This is a genomic window from Sphingopyxis chilensis, assembly GCF_035930445.1.
Taxonomy (GTDB): Bacteria; Pseudomonadota; Alphaproteobacteria; order Sphingomonadales; family Sphingomonadaceae; genus Sphingopyxis; species Sphingopyxis chilensis.
The window spans coordinates 3,145,979-3,161,542 of the sequence record NZ_CP142394.1; the positions used below are offsets into that span (position 1 = coordinate 3,145,979).

Genomic DNA, 15,564 nt, shown 5'->3' on the forward strand with positions numbered 1-15,564 from the left:
CATAGACAAAGAAAGCAGGCGCTGGCGACCCCGATTCAGCCGGTGGCGACGAGGGCGTGATTGGAAAAAGCGCCCGGCCGGGCTAGGCACGGGCGCCAGAAGGCAAGCGAGGAAGAGGAAACCGATGACCGAGACGCCGAACCGCGACGCCGCGCCCGAACCCGCGCCTGCCTCGCCCGCCGCCGCGGCCGGATCGCGCCTGCTGCGCTACCTGCCGCTTATCACCGTCGCGCATTTCCTGATCGGCCTGCCGGCGCTGATTGCATCGCTCGCGCTCGCTTATTTCGCTTTCGTGCAGGCCGACGCGACGCAAAAGATGCAGACCGGCGGCGTCATGCCCTTCGTCACGTTCGGCACAAGCAACGGGGACGAGGAGGGTAATCAGGATATAGCGCTGACGCTGACGAACAATGGCGTCGGCCCCGCGATCCTCGGCCCCATCGAAATCCGCTACGAAGGCAAGCCGATAACCACCCCGGTCGACTTGCTCAGGGCATGCTGCACGGAAAGCGAGGCGCGCGCCTTGCGCTTTTCGACCTCGCCTTCGACCGGGATCGCGGTGCGGCCCGGCGAAACCATCGAATTCGTCAGTTTCCCGCGCACCCCCGCATCGGAGAAGGTCTGGCAGACATTCAACAAGGAGCGATGGAAGCTCGAGGTTCGCTCCTGCTATTGCTCGATCTTCAACGATTGCTGGATCACCGAAGGCATGCAGGGGTTGCCCAAGGCGGTCGACAAATGCCCCGCCGACTGGTCGCTTTATCGCGAGGATGCGGGAAACCGGATTGCCGGGGTCGATCCCAAGTAATTCAACCAGTCGGTTGACAATAAGGTCCGGCTGTGCATATTCAACGACATGGTTGAATATGATTCGCACACCCTCGACACGATCTTCCACGCGCTGGGCGATACGACGCGCCGCGCGATGCTGGGCGAACTCGCCGCCGGTGAACGCACCGTCGGCGAACTCGCCAAGCCGTTCGCGATGTCGCTTGCCGCAGCGTCGAAACATATCAAGGTCCTCGAGGCCGCCGGGCTGGTCCGCCGCGACATCCGTGGCCGCACCCACGTCTGCAGCCTCGATCCCGTTCCGCTGATGCGTGCCGATCAGTGGATCGGCATCTACCGGCGCTTCTGGACCGATCGCCTCGATGTGCTCGAGAAAATCCTGCGCGCCGACGCGGCCGCGCCGCCGCCCCCAAGAAACCCCTCCCCGGGAAAGAAGGAGAATGACGATGACGACGATGCTTGACCATGACCGTTACGGGGTGCTCACCGAGCCCGCGACACTGACGATCACCCGCCTGCTTCCCGGCCCGGTCGACCGGATCTGGGCCTATCTCATCGACGGCGATCTGCGTCGCCAGTGGCTGGCGGCGGGCGCGATGGAGGAAAGGGTCGGCGCTCCGGTCGATCTCGTCTGGCGCAACGACGAGCTTACCGATCCGCCGGGCACGCGCCCCGACGGTTTCGGCGACGAACACCGGATGCTCTGCGAAGTCGTCGCGATCGACGCCCCGCGCCTCCTGTCGATCAGTTGGGGCAGCACCGGCGGCGTCACCTTCACGCTCGACGAAAAGGGCGACGAGGTGCTGCTGACCATCGTCCACAAGCGGATCGAGGATCCCGAGGTGCGGCTCAACGTCAGCGCGGGCTGGCACGCGCACCTCGACGTGCTCGAAGCGCGCGCGCGCGGAACGCAGGCGGCGCCGCACTGGGACAATTGGGTCCGGCTGCGCGACGCCTATGCCGAGCGGCTGTTCGGCTGATTTGCCTGCGATGCCGAAGGAAAGGGCCGCACAAGCGGCCCTTTCCATGTGGCTGAAATGACCGATTGCGGACGCCCTTCTCCGCTCCCGCTTGCGGGAGGAGAAATCAGTTCATGACCTCAACGGCAGCTCCCCACCCCAAAGCCGCCATTCCATCCCAACAAAAAAGGGGCCGCCTTTCGGCAGCCCCTTCTCTTTTCCTTGATGGAAGGATTAGTCCTTCAGGAAGTCGGGCACATGGCCCTGGTCTTCCGGACCGTCTTCCGAGCGCTCGCGGCGCGGGCCGCGGTCGGCGCCGCCGTCACGGCGCGGGCCACGGTCGCGGTCACGACCGCCGCCGCCACGCGGGCCGCGGTCGCCGTCACGGCGCGGACCACGATCGCCGCGCGGTTCGCGGGGTTCGCGGGCCGGACGCGTGTCTTCCAGTTCCTCGCCGGTTTCCTGATCAACGACGCGCATCGACAGGCGAACCTTGCCGCGCGGATCGATCTCGAGGACCTTGACCTTGACTTCCTGACCTTCGGACAGGACGTCGGCGACCTTCTCGACGCGCTCATTCTTGATTTCGCTGACGTGGACGAGACCGTCCTTGCCACCCATGAAATTCACGAACGCACCGAAATCGACGAGGTTGACGACCTTGCCGTCATAGATCTTGCCGACTTCGGCTTCCTCGACGATGCCGCTGATCCACTTGCGGGCGGCTTCGATCTGGTCGAGGTCGCTCGACGAGATTTTGATCAGGCCTTCGTCGTCGATGTCGACCTTCGCGCCGGTGGTCGCGACGATCTCGCGGATCACCTTGCCGCCGGTGCCGATGACGTCGCGGATCTTCGCCTTGTCGATCTGCATCGTCTCGATACGCGGCGCGTGCGCCGACAATTCGCTGCGGGCTTCGCCGAGCGCCTTGTTCATCTCGCCGAGGATGTGCGCGCGGCCTTCCTTGGCCTGGTTCAGCGCGGCTTCGAAGATCTCGCGCGTGATGCCCGCGATCTTGATGTCCATCTGCATCGTGGTGATGCCTTCCGACGTGCCCGCGACCTTGAAGTCCATGTCGCCGAGGTGATCCTCGTCGCCCAGGATGTCCGACAGGATCGCATAATCCTTGCCTTCGAGGATCAGGCCCATGGCGATGCCCGAGACGGGACGCTTGATCGGCACGCCGGCGTCCATCATCGCGAGCGAACCGCCGCACACCGACGCCATCGACGACGAGCCGTTCGACTCGGTGATGTCGCTGGTCAGACGGATCGTGTAGGGGAATTCGTCCTTGGTCGGCAGCACGGGGTGCAGCGCACGCCATGCCAGCTTGCCGTGACCGACTTCGCGGCGGCCCGGCGCGCCGAAGCGGCCGACTTCGCCGACCGAATAGGGCGGGAAGTTATAGTGCAGCATGAAGTTCTGGTACGACAGGCCGTTGAGGCCGTCGATCATCTGCTCCGCATCCTTGGTGCCCAGCGTGGCGGTCGCGATCGTCTGCGTCTCGCCGCGCGTGAACAGCGCCGAGCCGTGCGCACGCGGCAGGAAGTGCGTTTCGGCCACGATCGGACGGATCTGCGTCGTCGTGCGGCCGTCGATGCGCTTGCCGTCCTTTAGGATGGCGCCGCGGACGATTTCGGCTTCGAGCTTCTTGGTCAGCTTGATGCCGGCCATGACTTCCTGCGGCGCGAGACCGTCTTCAGTGAACTGCGCCTTCGCCTTCGCGCGCGCTTCGTTGAGCGCGTTCGAGCGGGCCGACTTGTCGGTCAACTTGTAGGCGGCGGCAATGTCCTTGCCGATCAGCTTCTTCAGCTTGTCCTTGATGCCGGCATTGTCGTCCGACGAAGCGACTTCCCACGGATCCTTCGCGGCCTGTTCGGCGAGCTTGACGATCGCCTTGACGACTTCCTTGCACGCATCGTGCGCGAAGAGGACGGCGCCGAGCATGATCTCTTCCGACAGCTCATTGGCTTCGGATTCGACCATCATCACCGCGTCGTAGGTGGCGGCGACGACAAGGTCGAGGTCGCCTTCGGCAACCTGCGCGTCGGTCGGGTTCAGGATATATTCGCCGTCGACATAGCCGACGCGCGCGGCGCCGATCGGGCCCATAAACGGCACGCCCGAGATGGTGAGCGCGGCCGACGCGGCGACCATCGCGAGGATGTCGGGCTCATTGTGGCCGTCATAGCTCAGGACCTGGGCAATGGCGTTGATTTCGTTGTAGAAACCTTCGGGGAACAGCGGGCGGATCGGGCGGTCGATCAGGCGGCTGACCAGCGTTTCCTTTTCGGTCGCGCCGCGTTCGCGCTTGAAGAAGCCGCCCGGGATGCGGCCGGCGGCCGAATATTTTTCCTGATAATGGACGGTGAGCGGGAAGAAGTCCTGCCCGTCCTTGACCGACTTGGCGGCGGTCACGGCGCACAGGACGACCGTTTCGCCCAGCGTCGCCATCACGGCGCCGTCGGCCTGGCGGGCAACCTTGCCCGTTTCGAGCGTCAGCGTTTCACCGCCCCACTCGATCGATACTTTTTTCACGTCAAACATGTGGTTTCCTTCGCCCGCCGGGCCCTATGCCGGGCGGGGCCTCTGTGTCCGGGCAATCCGGCCCGGGGCGGTGTAGGGCGTCTGTCTGCCCTATGGCGGTCCCGCCGGATGCGGGAGCGGCCCTGTGACCCCGGGCATCATGCGCGGGGCCAATATGACAGCGGCCCCGGAAGTCCGGGGCCGCCAGAAATTCTTATTTGCGGAGACCAAGCTTCGCGATCAGCGCCTGATAGCGGCCCTCGTCCTTCTTCTTCAGATAGTCGAGGAGGCTGCGGCGCTTGTTGACCATCATCAGCAAGCCGCGGCGGCTGTGGTTGTCCTTGTGGTGCGCCTTGAAGTGGGCGGTCAGCGTGTTGATGCGGTCGGTCAGGATCGCAACCTGCACTTCCGGCGAACCGGTGTCGCCCTTTGCGCGGGCATTGTCGTTGATGACTTCGGTTTTGCGCTCAGCGGTAATCGACATATTCAGACTTCCTTCGAACATCCTTGTTTAAATGTTGAAGCCCCGGACGACTTTCAGCGTTCCCGCCAAAGCCTCGATCAGGGCAACGGGACGCATGTCGCTGTCCCTTCCCCAATAGAGCCCGTCATCCGTGCACCCCCCGGTCCAGACGCGACCCTGACGGATCGCCCCTGCCGCTTCCGGGGAGAGGTTCAGAGCCGGGATGTCGACCAGCCCTGCCTCGAGCGGCAGAATAATTTCTGATTGGGCGGCCCCTTGGCCGAAAGCGTTCAATTTGTCCAGCGAAATCGCCTGTTCGAGCGTGAACGGCCCGGCCTTCGTGCGGCGGAGCATCGTGACATGCCCGACGGAGCCGACGGCGCGTGCGATGTCGCGCGCAAGGCTTCGGATATAGGTGCCCTTCGAGACATGCGCGGTGAGTGTGATCGATTCGAGCGGGCCTTCCCCGCGCTCGTCACCCCGGAGAGAGAAAATGGTAACGCTGCGCGCCTTCATCTCGACCGCTTCGCCCTTGCGCGCGAGGTCATAGGCCCGCTGGCCGTCGATCTTGATCGCCGAATAGGCGGGCGGCACCTGCTCGATCGGCCCGGTGAAGCGCGGCACCACCGCCTCGATGTCCGCCAGCGTCGGTCGCACGTCGCTCGTCGCGACCACTTCGCCCTCGGCATCGAGACCGGCGGTCTCGGTTCCGAACGCGATCGTGAAGTCATAGGTCTTGCTCGCATCGAGCATCCGGCCGCACAGCTTCGTCGCCTCGCCGAGCGCGATCGGGAGCACGCCCGACGCGAGCGGGTCGAGCGTCCCGCCATGGCCGACCTTGACCTTGCCCAGCCCCGCTTCGCGGCACACGCGCTTGACCGCGCCGACCGCCTGCGTCGATCCGAGCCCCACGGGTTTGTCGAGAATGATCCAGCCGTTCATCCCGCGCCGCTAGAGCATTTTCAAGTCGGGTGAAACCTGACGGTTCGTAAAATGTGGAAGATAAAAATCGCGGATGCGCCCCTGTCAATCTTGCGCGGCCTTTTCGGCCTCGCGCGCTGCCTTGCGCTCCTCCTTCGACGGCGGCGGCCCCGATGTGACAAAAGAGGTCAGCGGGCAGCGTTCGCCACGAACGATGATCGACGCGAACTTGTCGAGCCGCCCGGCACCACGCGTTTCGACGCCGATGGCGTGCGCGAAATCGACGTCGCGGCAGATGCCGATGAAGGTGCCGTAATACCAGTTGCGTCGGCGATCCTGAATCCAGATGCCGCGATCGCGGTCGGCCTGCCAGTTGCGGATCGAGCTATCGCTGGGGAAGACGATGCTCGCCTCGACACCGAGCGCGCGCGGTTCCTCGGCGGGCTCGATGGCCGCCGCCGCAGAAAGGGGAAGCAGCAAGGCGGCCAGGGAGAGTGCGAGTTTCTTCATGACGACTCGCGTAGCAGAGCGAGGCTGAACCGGTGCTGACCTCTGCCCGTTACCCCGTCCACTCATCCGCGAGCAGCGACCAGAGCCCGGTGTCGCGAACATATCCCGTCCAGGTGATGCGCTCGGAACGCAGCACGCCTTCTTTCGTGCAGCCAAGCTTGGCGACCGCGGCCTGGCTGCGCTTGTTCCGCTCGTCGATGCGGAACTCGATACGGCGGATGCCGGCCGCGAACGCGTGATCGATCATCAGCTTTTTGATCCGCGTGTTGAGCCCCGTCCCCCGCGCGTCGGGGTGGATATAGCTGTTACCGATCTCGACCGTTTGCGCAGAGACGTCGGGCCGCAAATAGGCGGTCATGCCGACAAGCGTATCGCCGTCGAAAATCGCGTAGGCCATACGGCTCGCATGCCCGACCAGCGCATCGAACGCGGCATCGAAATGCTCGGGATCGAAACTCGACGAATAGATCGTCCAGATGTCGGCATCGGCGGCGCAGGCGGCGCGCAGCGCCTTGCGATGCGGCTCCGCCAGTTTGACGAGTTTCAGACCGCCATCGGCGAGCTCGGCATAGAGCCGGTCAAGCATCGGCGAGCGCCCCGGCAGCCTCGCGCCGCTTGGCCATGAAATGCCGCCGGCACATCGCGATATAGCGGTCGTTGCCGCCGATTTCGGTCTGTGCGCCCTCGACCACCGCGCGGCCCGCTTCATCAACGCGCAGGTTCATCGTCGCCTTGCGCCCGCATTCGCACACGGCCTTCAATTCGACGAGCGCGTCGGCGATGCCAAGCAGCGCCGCCGATCCGGGGAAGAGGTTGGCGGCAAAGTCGGTGCGGAGGCCATAACAAAGCACCGGAATATTCGCCTCGTCGGCGAGGCGCGCCAATTGCAGCACCTGCTCGCGCGACAGGAATTGCGCCTCGTCGACGAGCACGCAGGCAAGCGGGCGCTGCCCATTCTCTTCGCCGACCGCCGCGAACAAGTCGCTGTCGGGGTCGAACTTGTGCGCCTCGGCCATCAGCCCGATGCGGCTCGTCACTTGCCCCTGCCCGTAGCGGTCGTCGAGCGCCGCGGTCCACAGCATCGTTTCCATGCCGCGCTCGCGATAGTTGAAATCCGCCTGCAACAGCGTCGTCGACTTGCCCGCATTCATGCTGGCATAATAGAAATAGAGCTTGGCCATGCGTGCGCGATAACCTGCATATCGACCCTCGTCACCGTGGAATCGGGGGGACAACTTGACTCGACCACGCCCCCTGTCATGCTGCACGCCAAAGAGTGCAGCATATTCAGTGGGGAGAGCTGCGATGCGATTGATGCCGGTGACCGACGCGATGTTCCTGTGGGGGGAGAGCCGCGAGACGCCGATGCACATCGGCGGCATCAATCTCTACACGCTGCCCGACGGGGTCGACGAGACCGAGTGGCTGCACGAGCAGCTCGCGCTGCTCCGCCAGTCGGAGGGCCTCAGGCGGCCGTTCAGCGAGGTGCTGAAACTGACGCCGTTTGGCCAGTATGGCCCGATCCGCCTCGAGCCCGATCGCGACATCGACATGCATTACCATGTCCGCGCCGCCGCACTGCCCAAGCCGGGGCGCTACCGCGAGATGTTCGAACTAGCCTCGCGGCTTCATTCGGGACTGCTCGACCGCACCCGGCCGCTCTGGGAAATCACGCTGATCTCGGGCCTTCCCAACCGCCAGATCGCGACCTTCAAGAAGGTGCACCACGCGCTGATGGACGGCGCCGCAAGCATCCATTTCTATAATTCGATGCTGTCGGCGGACCCAGGGGAACGGCGCGCCGCATCGCCGCTCTCGGTCGAAGCCTATGAAGCCTATAAGCGCCTGTTCCCGCCGCCGAAAAAGCCCGCGCGCCCCAGCCTGACCGACATCAAGGCGATCGGCGATTTCCTGAAGGAGCAATGGGGCAACAGCGTCGGGGTGACGAAGGCGATGAACCAGTATCTCGCCGCGATGTTCGGCATCGGCGGCGAGGGCCTCGCGACGCCCTTTGCCGGGGTGCCGCGCACCAGCTTCAACCGCAACATCACCGGCGCGCGCCGTTTCGTCGCGCAAAGCTGGTCGCTCGAGCGCGTGCGCGCGATGGGCAAGGCCTATGACGGCACGATCAACGACGCGGTGCTCGGCATGTGCGCGGGGGCGATGCGCAAATATCTCCAGTCGCTGAACGAACTGCCCGACAAGCCATTGAAAGCCATGGCGCCGGTGTCGATCCGGCCCAAGGACGATATCGATTCGGGCAATTCGGTCGCATCGGTGACAGCGAACCTCGCGACGCATATCGACGATCCGGCGACGCGCATGGCGATGATCCAGGAATCGATGAATTCGGCGAAGGCGCAGCTCCGCGCGATGACCGCGGCGCAGATCCAGCTCTATACCGCGATCACCAGCTTCCCCATGATGCTCACCGCGCTCACCCGCACCGCCGACAAATTCCCCGCTTACTCGGTGACGATCTCGAACGTCCCCGGCCCGCGCGAGCAGATGTACTGGAACGGCGCGCGGCTCGACGGCATGTACCCCGCGAGCATCCCCGTCGACGGCATGGCGATGAACATCACGCAGGTTTCGAATTTCAGGAACATCGACTTCGGCATCACCGCCTGCCGCCGCAGCGTGCCGCACGCGCAGCGGATGATCGACTATCTGGAGGAAGCGCTGGTCGAACTGGAAGCGGCAGCGGGGATCAAGAAGGGGAAATAGCCTTCCCTGTCATTGCGAGCGAAGCGAAGCAATCTCCCGCCCTCGTCCGGACATGCCGTGCGCTGGGGATTGCTTCGTCGTGCGCTCCTCGCAATGACGGAGCGGGAAGGTGGCCTTACTCCCCCTCGCCTTCGGGCGCCGTCAGATCACGCGCCACCTTCGGATCGCGCAGCAATTTGTCGATATGACTCGCCTCGTCGAAGCTTTCGTCGCTCAGAAATTTCAGTTTCGCGGCATATTTCATGCTCATCTTTTCGGCGACGCTCTTTTGCAGCCAGGCGGTGTTGGTGCGCAGCGCCTTCAGCACCGCTTCCTCGTCCTTGCCGAGCAACGGCTTCACAAAGACGGTCGCGTGGCGAAGGTCGGGCGACATGCGGACTTCGGTAATGCTCACCGGATGCTTGGTGAGCAGGTCGTCGTGGACGTCGCCGCGCGCGAGGATTTCGGAGAGAATATGGCGCACCTGCTCGCCGACGCGCAGCACGCGAACCGAGGGGCCGCTGTCCCTTTTCCGATCCTTTTCGGGTTTCATGGCTCGGCTTTCTCCAACTGGTCGAGCTTGTCGACGATCCGGGCGATCGAACGCATGTTGCGCGCCGTGCCCTTATGTTCCAACCGCCGTTCGATCAGCCGCGCGGTCAATTTGCTGTCGGCGACGCCCTCGCCATAATCGATATAAAGGGCGCGGTCACCGAGCGCGAGGCGCTCGTTCGGCTTGATCCACTTGTCGGCCGCCAGCGCGTCGAACTGCGCCTGGGTCGGCTGGCCGTCGAGGAACATGGTGTGGACGAACCTGTCCTCGTTCGTGCCGGCGAAGGGATTATCGGCGATCGCCGCGGCAAGCTCGTCGCGGCTGCGAACCAACGCGGCGCACCGCATGTCGAAGCGGTCATCGACCATCAGCGTCAGCTTCTCCTCAAGCCCGCGCGTCGGACGCGCGGGGTGCGAGAAGATGACATTGCCGCTGGCGACGACGGTTTCGACGTCGGAGAACCCTTCCGCCTCGAATGCCGCACGCAGGTCGGCCATCGTCAGCCGGTTGCCGCCGACGTTGATGCTACCGAATAGGGCCACATAGCGAGCCATGCCGGCACCCCCGCTGCTCCGCAAAGCGGACGCTTTTTACAGCGTCCGTTCGCGCAGTTCGACTTCGAAGACTTCGAGATGGTCGCCCGCCTTGATGTCGTTCGTATCGGCGAGCACCACACCGCATTCGAGACCGGCGCGCACTTCGGCAACATCGTCCTTGAACCGGCGGAGCGACGAGATCGTCGTCGCCGAGACGATGACGTCGTCGCGCGTGAGGCGTGCGTGCAGCCCCTTGCGAATGACGCCTTCGAGCACGAGCAGGCCCGCGGCCTTGTCGCGCTTGCCGGCGGGGAAGACGTCCTTGACCTCGGCGCGGCCGACGACGGTTTCGACGCGTTCCGGACCCAGCTCGCCCGCCATCTCCTTCGCGATCTCGTCGGTCAGGTGGTAGATGACGTCATAGTACATGAAGCGGACTTTTTCGCGGTTCGCAATCTCGCGCGCCTTGGCGTTCGGACGAACGTTGAAGCCGATGATCGGCGCGTTGCTAGCGGCGGCGAGCGTCACGTCGCTCTCGGTGATCGCGCCGGCACCCGACTGGAGCACGCGGACGCGGATCTCGTCGGTCGACAGGCGATTCAGCGCGTTGACGATCGCTTCGACCGACCCCTGCACATCGCCCTTGATGACCACCGGGAACTGGATGACGTTCGCCTTGTCGGCGAGCGCCTCGAACATGCCTTCGAGGCTGACCGGCGCCTGTGCCGTCCGCTTGCGAAGCGCCTGTTCCTGGCGATAGGCGGCGACTTCGCGGGCGCGCGCCTCATTCTCGACGACGGTCAGCGTATCGCCCGCCATCGGCACACCGCCGAGGCCGAGAACCTCGACCGGCAACGACGGGCCGGCCGACTTGATCTGCTCGCCCTTGTCGTTGATCAGCGCGCGAACGCGGCCGCTTTCGGCGCCGCAGACGAAGATGTCGCCGACCTTGAGCGTCCCGCGGCGGACGAGGATCGTCGCGACGGGGCCGCGGCCCTTGTCCAGCTTCGCCTCGACCACCGTGCCTTCGGCGGCGCGGTCGGGGTTGGCTTTCAGTTCCATGATCTCGGCCTGCACCGCGATCGCGTCGAGCAGCTTGTCGAGGCCGGTCTTCTTCAGCGCCGACACTTCGACATTCTGGACGTCGCCGCCCATTTCCTCGACCACCAGCTCATGCTCGAGCAGGCGTTCGCGGACGCGTTGCGGGTTGGCACCTTCCTTGTCGACCTTGTTGATCGCGACGATGATCGGCACGCCTGCCGCCTTGGCATGGGCGATCGCCTCGATCGACTGCGGCTTGAGCCCGTCGTCGGCGGCGACCACCAGGATTACGATGTCGGTCACGTTCGCGCCGCGCTGGCGCATTTCGGTGAACGCCTCGTGGCCCGGCGTATCGAGGAAGGTGACGAGCGACCCATCGGGGGTCTTCACCTGATAGGCGCCGATATGCTGGGTGATGCCGCCGGCCTCGCCCGCGACGACATTCGCGCCGCGAAGCGCGTCGAGCAGGCTGGTCTTGCCGTGGTCGACATGGCCCATGATCGTGACGACGGGCGCGCGCGGCTGAAGCAGCGCGGCATCGTCGACGTCCTGGTCGTGGCGAATGTCGATGTCGCCTTCGCTGACGCGCTTGATCTCGTGCCCGAATTCGGTGACGAGCAGTTCGGCGGTGTCCTGGTCGATCGTTTGGTTGATCGTGACGGGCATGCCCATCTTGAACAGCGCTTTCACCAGGTCGCTGCCCTTTTCGGCCATGCGGTTGGCGAGATCCTGAACCGTGATCGCCTCGGGCACGACGACTTCGCGGACCTGCTTTTCGCGCGGCCCCGACGAAGCGGTGTGCGAGCGCTTTTCCTTTTCGCGAGCGCGCTTCAGCGCGGCGAGGCTGCGCGCACGGGCGCCCTCGTCCTCGTTGAGCGCGCGCGTGACGGTCAGCTTGCCCGACTGGCGGCGATTGTCGGCACCGCGGTTCGCTTTCGGCTCCGGACGCTTGGGTTCGGGGCGCTTCGGCGCCTCGACCGGCGTGAAGCGGCGCGGCGCGGGAGCCGCGCTGGTCGCAGGACGCGCGGCCGGAGCGTCTGCTTGCGGCTGCTCAGCGGCCGCCGCGGGCGCTTCGGCGGCGGGTTCCGGTGCGGCCGGAGCGGGGGCGGGTTCGGCCGCTTCTGCTGCGGCCTGTTCCTGCCGCGCTTCGGCACGGGCCTTCTCTTCATCGGCAGCGCGCGCGCGCGCCGCTTCTTCGCGGCGGCGATTTTCCTCGAGCGCGTTCATGCGCGCTTCTTCGGCCTCGCGCAGCAATTGCGCCTGTCGTTCCTGGCGCGTCATCAAGCTGTCGGGCGCGGCGGCCTTCGGCGCAGCAGGCTTGGGCGCCGGCGCGGGCGCCGGTGCGGGCTCAGGCGCCGGAGCGGCCTGGACCTCTTCGGCCTCGGGTGCCGGGGCGGCTTCGCCCGGACGGCCCAGCACGCGGCGCCGCTTCACCTCGACCACCACCGTATTCCGGCGCCCGTGGCTGAATTGCTGCTGCACCTGTCCGGCCTCGACCGTCCGCTTCAGCCCCAGAGGCTTGCGGGTAAGGGTCGGTTTGTCCTGTTCGTCACTCATCGAAAACCATCATTCCTTCAAAACGCGTCCGAAGCGGCGGTGCTTGTCGGCAACGCCCCAATATTTTCCTCGCCAGAGACTGACGTGGCGTGCGGGTCGGAATCGCGGTTGGCCGCGTCCCTACTCCATCCTGTGAAAAACTGCCAGCGGCTCAAATGCGCCAGCACCCGCGCCGCTGCGCGAGCATCGGTCAAGGCCAGATGCACCGCATTCTCGCGCCCCAATGCCATAGATAGGGTGCCGCGGTCCACCGGCAAGACCAGACCTTCGCGGCCCGAGCCTTCGTCGTCCTCGCCGACGCGCCACGCCTGCGCGAGTTTCTTGCGGCCGTCCTCGCCCGCATCGCTCGCGTGGAGGAGCAGGCGGACCTGCCCCTTGCGCGCCGCAGTTTCGATCTTTTCATTGCCGCTGAGCAAGGTACCCGATCGCGACTCCAGCCCCAGCCGGTCGAGCGTCGCGCGCTGAAGCTGCGTCTCGATCCGCTCGCCGAGATCGTCGGGGATCGCGATATGGCCCTCGTGAAGCGCGCGCGCGAGCCCGCCCTTGAGCTTGCCCTTGGCCTGCGCGGCTTCGAGGTCGGCGCGGGAAACGCCGATCCACGCGCCGCGTCCCGGCGCCTTGCCATGGACGTCGGGGGCGATGCTGCCGTCGGGGCCGAGCGCCAGGCGCACGAGCTGCTCCGCCGGCGAAACCTCACCGGTCACGACGCAGCGCCGCTCGGGCACATGCTGGCCGCGCCCCTTTGCGCGGTCGGTTTCGGTCAGCTGATCATTGCGCGGGGTCCGCATCGGCGGCCTCCCCGGTTTGCGGCGCCGCCGCGGGCTCGGTTTCCGGCTCGTCGTCGAACCAGTGCGCGCGTGCCGCCATGATGATCTCGTTGCCCTGCTCTTCGCTCAGGCCATATTCGCCGAGCACGCCGCCCTTGTCCTCGGCGCGCTCGCTGCGCGCCGGGCCACGGCGATTGTCCTGGCGCTTCTTCGCGATCAGCTCGTCGGTCGCAAGGTCGGCGAGGTCGTCGAGCGTCTTGATACCGGCCTTGCCGAGCACGACGAGCATTGCTTCGGTCAGGTGCGGAATGTCGGCAAGCGCGTCCTCGACGCCCAGTTCGCGGCGTTCGGCGCGCGATGCTTCCTCGCGGCGTTCCAGCCCTTCGGCGGCACGGCTCTGCAATTCCTGCGCGAGTTCCTCGTCGAAGCCTTCGATGCTCGCCAGTTCCTCGACCGGCACATAGGCGACTTCTTCGAGCTCACCGAAACCTTCGGCGACGAGCAGCTGCGCGAGCGTTTCGTCGACGTCGAGTTCTTCCTGGAACATCGTCGAGCGCTCGACGAATTCGCGCTGGCGCTTTTCGCTTGCATCGGCCTCGGTCATGATGTCGATCTGGCTGCCGGTGAGCTGGCTGGCGAGACGGACATTCTGGCCGCGGCGACCGATGGCGAGGCTGAGCTGGTCGTCGGGAACGACGACTTCGATGCGGCTGTCATCCTCGTCGATGACGACGCGCTGGACCGTTGCGGGCTGGAGCGCGTTGACGACGAAGGTCGCCGTGTCTTCGGACCAAGGGATGATGTCGATCTTTTCGCCCTGCATTTCCTGGACGACGGCCTGGACGCGGCTGCCCTTCATGCCGACGCACGCGCCGACGGGGTCGATGCTGCCGTCATAGCTGATGACGCCGATCTTCGCGCGCGAACCCGGGTCGCGGGCCGCGGCCTTGATCTCGATGATGCCGTCGTAGATTTCGGGCACTTCCTGTGCGAACAGCTTCTTCATGAAGTCGGGGTGCGCGCGCGACAGGAAAATCTGCGGGCCGCGGTTCTCGCGGCGCACCGACAGGATCAGCGCGCGGACGCGATCACCGACGCGCATCAGTTCGCGCGGGATCTGCTGGTCGCGGCGGATCACGCCTTCGGCGCGGCCGAGGTTGACGACGATGTGGCCGAATTCGACCGATTTCACGACGCCGGTGATGATCTCACCCGCGCGGTCCTTGAATTCCTCATACTGGCGCTCGCGGTCGGCTTCGCGGACCTTCTGGAAGATCACCTGCTTCGCCGACTGCGCGTCGATGCGGCCGAGGTCGACCGCGGGCAGCGGGTCGACGATGAAGTCGCCGAGCTGGGCGTCCTTCTGCAATTTCTGGCCGGCGGCAAGGTCGACCTGCTTGAAATAATCCTCGACCGTCTCGACCACCTCGACGACGCGCCACAAACGGAGGTCGCCGGTCTGCGCATCGAGCTTGGCGCGAATGTCGTTCTCGGCACCATAGCGCGCGCGCGCGGCGCGCTGGATCGCTTCCTCGATCGCCTCGATGACGATGCCCTTGTCGATCATCTTCTCGCTGGCGACGCTGTTGGCGATCGCGAGCAGCTCGGCCTTGTTGGCGGAAATGGCAGTGGCCATCAGTCCTGTCCTTCTTCTTCCATTTCGTCGGCGCCCTCGATCGAGAGCGGAACGGTTGCGGCAATCAATTTGTCGGTGAGAACCAGCTTCGCCGTGTCGATCGCGTCGAACGGCAGCTTGTGCTCCACCCCTTCCTTATCCGAAATCAAAACGACATCGCCGTCGATACCGATCAGTTCGCCATTGAAGCGCTGGCGCCCGTCGCGCTTCTCTTTCAGCGCGATCTTAGCCTCGTGCCCCGCCCAGTCGGCGAAGTCGGCGCGGCGCGTCAGCGGCCGGTCGATGCCCGGCGACGACACCTCGAGCCGGTAGGCGGCATCGATCGGGTCCTTGCCCGCTTCCTCGAGCGCGTCGAGCCGGTCCGAAATGCGGCGCGACAGGTCGGCGCAATCGTCGATCGTCAGCTGGCGCGTCTCGGGCCGCTCGGCCATCACCTGCAGCGTCGGATCGCTGTCGCCGCCGAAGAAAGCGACGCGCACGAGCGCGAGGCCCATGGCCTCGGCTTCGGGCGCGATGATCGCGTGGAGAGCGTCGAAATCGACCAATGAAATTTCCCAATCCGGATGACCGGAAAGCCATGCAGCTATGGCCGCCGCGGCC

At 65.4% G+C, this 15,564-nt stretch carries 16 protein-coding genes; 4 read left to right on the plus strand and 12 right to left on the minus strand.

The window, feature by feature from the left end; all coding sequences use genetic code 11:
• The first annotated feature begins 124 nt into the window (after window positions 1-124).
• From VSX79_RS14720 to VSX79_RS14730, 3 genes are read left to right on the plus strand one after another with little or no spacing between them, the layout of a single operon-like run.
• On the plus strand, window positions 125-808 hold the full coding sequence (locus VSX79_RS14720) for a hypothetical protein (RefSeq protein ID WP_326913720.1): 684 nt from the start codon (window positions 125-127) through the stop codon (window positions 806-808).
• A gap of 48 nt (window positions 809-856) precedes the next feature.
• Window positions 857-1,252 (plus strand): ArsR/SmtB family transcription factor, encoded by a 396-nt coding sequence (locus VSX79_RS14725; protein ID WP_179494139.1) that lies wholly within the window; start codon window positions 857-859, stop codon window positions 1,250-1,252.
• Window positions 1,236-1,769, plus strand: a complete 534-nt coding sequence (locus VSX79_RS14730; RefSeq protein WP_326913721.1) for an SRPBCC family protein — start codon at window positions 1,236-1,238, stop codon at window positions 1,767-1,769. Before VSX79_RS14725 ends, VSX79_RS14730 begins: the two co-directional genes overlap by 17 nt.
• Before the next feature lie 213 nt (window positions 1,770-1,982).
• Here the strand turns inward: VSX79_RS14730 and pnp are convergent, their stop codons facing one another.
• The 6 genes from pnp to VSX79_RS14760 form a co-directional block, all read right to left on the minus strand.
• Complete coding sequence (gene pnp, locus VSX79_RS14735) at window positions 1,983-4,295, minus strand: polyribonucleotide nucleotidyltransferase (protein WP_326913722.1); 2,313 nt, start codon at window positions 4,293-4,295, stop codon at window positions 1,983-1,985.
• 193 nt (window positions 4,296-4,488) lie between these two features.
• Window positions 4,489-4,758 carry a 30S ribosomal protein S15 gene (gene rpsO / locus VSX79_RS14740; protein ID WP_179494133.1) on the minus strand — a complete coding sequence of 90 codons (270 nt, stop codon included), beginning with the start codon at window positions 4,756-4,758 and terminating at the stop codon, window positions 4,489-4,491.
• A gap of 27 nt (window positions 4,759-4,785) precedes the next feature.
• A complete protein-coding gene (gene truB / locus VSX79_RS14745; RefSeq protein WP_326913723.1) occupies window positions 4,786-5,679 on the minus strand; it encodes a tRNA pseudouridine(55) synthase TruB in 894 nt (297 codons plus the stop codon).
• A gap of 84 nt (window positions 5,680-5,763) precedes the next feature.
• Complete coding sequence (locus tag VSX79_RS14750; protein ID WP_257018008.1) at window positions 5,764-6,168, minus strand: DUF6491 family protein; 405 nt, start codon at window positions 6,166-6,168, stop codon at window positions 5,764-5,766.
• Between the two features lie 49 nt (window positions 6,169-6,217).
• Window positions 6,218-6,754, minus strand: a complete 537-nt coding sequence (locus VSX79_RS14755) for a GNAT family N-acetyltransferase (protein WP_179494129.1) — start codon at window positions 6,752-6,754, stop codon at window positions 6,218-6,220.
• Entirely contained in the window at window positions 6,747-7,349 is a 603-nt protein-coding gene (locus VSX79_RS14760; RefSeq protein WP_179494127.1) for a thymidine kinase, read from the minus strand. The genes VSX79_RS14755 and VSX79_RS14760 overlap by 8 nt, the downstream gene beginning before the upstream one ends.
• A 124-nt stretch (window positions 7,350-7,473) precedes the next feature.
• Between VSX79_RS14760 and VSX79_RS14765 the strand changes: the two genes are divergently transcribed.
• On the plus strand, window positions 7,474-8,895 hold the full coding sequence (locus VSX79_RS14765; protein ID WP_179494125.1) for a WS/DGAT/MGAT family O-acyltransferase: 1,422 nt from the start codon (window positions 7,474-7,476) through the stop codon (window positions 8,893-8,895).
• Between the two features lie 115 nt (window positions 8,896-9,010).
• On the opposite strand, the gene rbfA is transcribed toward VSX79_RS14765, so the two are convergent.
• Genes rbfA through rimP form a run of 6 tightly spaced genes read right to left on the minus strand, consistent with a single transcriptional unit; the run spans window position 9,011 to window position 15,509 of the window.
• Entirely contained in the window at window positions 9,011-9,427 is a 417-nt protein-coding gene (gene rbfA, locus VSX79_RS14770) for a 30S ribosome-binding factor RbfA (protein ID WP_179494123.1), read from the minus strand.
• Complete coding sequence (locus VSX79_RS14775; RefSeq protein ID WP_179494121.1) at window positions 9,424-9,981, minus strand: DUF1697 domain-containing protein; 558 nt, start codon at window positions 9,979-9,981, stop codon at window positions 9,424-9,426. The genes rbfA and VSX79_RS14775 overlap by 4 nt, the downstream gene beginning before the upstream one ends.
• Window positions 9,982-10,017: 36 nt before the next feature.
• The gene (infB, locus tag VSX79_RS14780) at window positions 10,018-12,561 is read right to left on the minus strand and encodes a translation initiation factor IF-2 (protein ID WP_179494119.1); all 2,544 of its coding nucleotides are present in this window, start codon (window positions 12,559-12,561) and stop codon (window positions 10,018-10,020) included.
• Between the two features lie 17 nt (window positions 12,562-12,578).
• Window positions 12,579-13,349, minus strand: a complete 771-nt coding sequence (locus VSX79_RS14785; RefSeq protein WP_326913724.1) for a DUF448 domain-containing protein — start codon at window positions 13,347-13,349, stop codon at window positions 12,579-12,581.
• On the minus strand, window positions 13,330-14,964 hold the full coding sequence (gene nusA / locus VSX79_RS14790) for a transcription termination factor NusA (protein WP_179494116.1): 1,635 nt from the start codon (window positions 14,962-14,964) through the stop codon (window positions 13,330-13,332). Before nusA ends, VSX79_RS14785 begins: the two co-directional genes overlap by 20 nt.
• Window positions 14,964-15,509, minus strand: a complete 546-nt coding sequence (rimP, locus tag VSX79_RS14795; protein WP_179494115.1) for a ribosome maturation protein RimP — start codon at window positions 15,507-15,509, stop codon at window positions 14,964-14,966. The genes nusA and rimP overlap by 1 nt, the downstream gene beginning before the upstream one ends.
• Between the last annotated feature and the right edge of the window lie 55 nt (window positions 15,510-15,564).

Bases quoted from the DNA above. Each gene is read 5' to 3' on its own strand.
- nusA (WP_179494116.1), bottom strand. From the start codon at position 14,964: ATGGCCACTGCCATTTCCGCCAACAAGGCCGAGCTGCTCGCGATCGCC.
- VSX79_RS14775 (WP_179494121.1), bottom strand. From the start codon at position 9,981: ATGGCTCGCTATGTGGCCCTATTCGGTAGCATCAACGTCGGCGGCAAC.
- VSX79_RS14720 (WP_326913720.1), top strand. From the start codon at position 125: ATGACCGAGACGCCGAACCGCGACGCCGCGCCCGAACCCGCGCCTGCC.
- rpsO (WP_179494133.1), bottom strand. From the start codon at position 4,758: ATGTCGATTACCGCTGAGCGCAAAACCGAAGTCATCAACGACAATGCC.
- infB (WP_179494119.1), bottom strand. From the start codon at position 12,561: ATGAGTGACGAACAGGACAAACCGACCCTTACCCGCAAGCCTCTGGGG.
- VSX79_RS14725 (WP_179494139.1), top strand. From the start codon at position 857: ATGGTTGAATATGATTCGCACACCCTCGACACGATCTTCCACGCGCTG.
- VSX79_RS14730 (WP_326913721.1), top strand. From the start codon at position 1,236: ATGACGACGATGCTTGACCATGACCGTTACGGGGTGCTCACCGAGCCC.
- rbfA (WP_179494123.1), bottom strand. From the start codon at position 9,427: ATGAAACCCGAAAAGGATCGGAAAAGGGACAGCGGCCCCTCGGTTCGC.
- VSX79_RS14765 (WP_179494125.1), top strand. From the start codon at position 7,474: ATGCGATTGATGCCGGTGACCGACGCGATGTTCCTGTGGGGGGAGAGC.
- VSX79_RS14760 (WP_179494127.1), bottom strand. From the start codon at position 7,349: ATGGCCAAGCTCTATTTCTATTATGCCAGCATGAATGCGGGCAAGTCG.
- truB (WP_326913723.1), bottom strand. From the start codon at position 5,679: ATGAACGGCTGGATCATTCTCGACAAACCCGTGGGGCTCGGATCGACG.
- VSX79_RS14785 (WP_326913724.1), bottom strand. From the start codon at position 13,349: ATGCGGACCCCGCGCAATGATCAGCTGACCGAAACCGACCGCGCAAAG.
- pnp (WP_326913722.1), bottom strand. From the start codon at position 4,295: ATGTTTGACGTGAAAAAAGTATCGATCGAGTGGGGCGGTGAAACGCTG.
- VSX79_RS14755 (WP_179494129.1), bottom strand. From the start codon at position 6,754: ATGCTTGACCGGCTCTATGCCGAGCTCGCCGATGGCGGTCTGAAACTC.
- VSX79_RS14750 (WP_257018008.1), bottom strand. From the start codon at position 6,168: ATGAAGAAACTCGCACTCTCCCTGGCCGCCTTGCTGCTTCCCCTTTCT.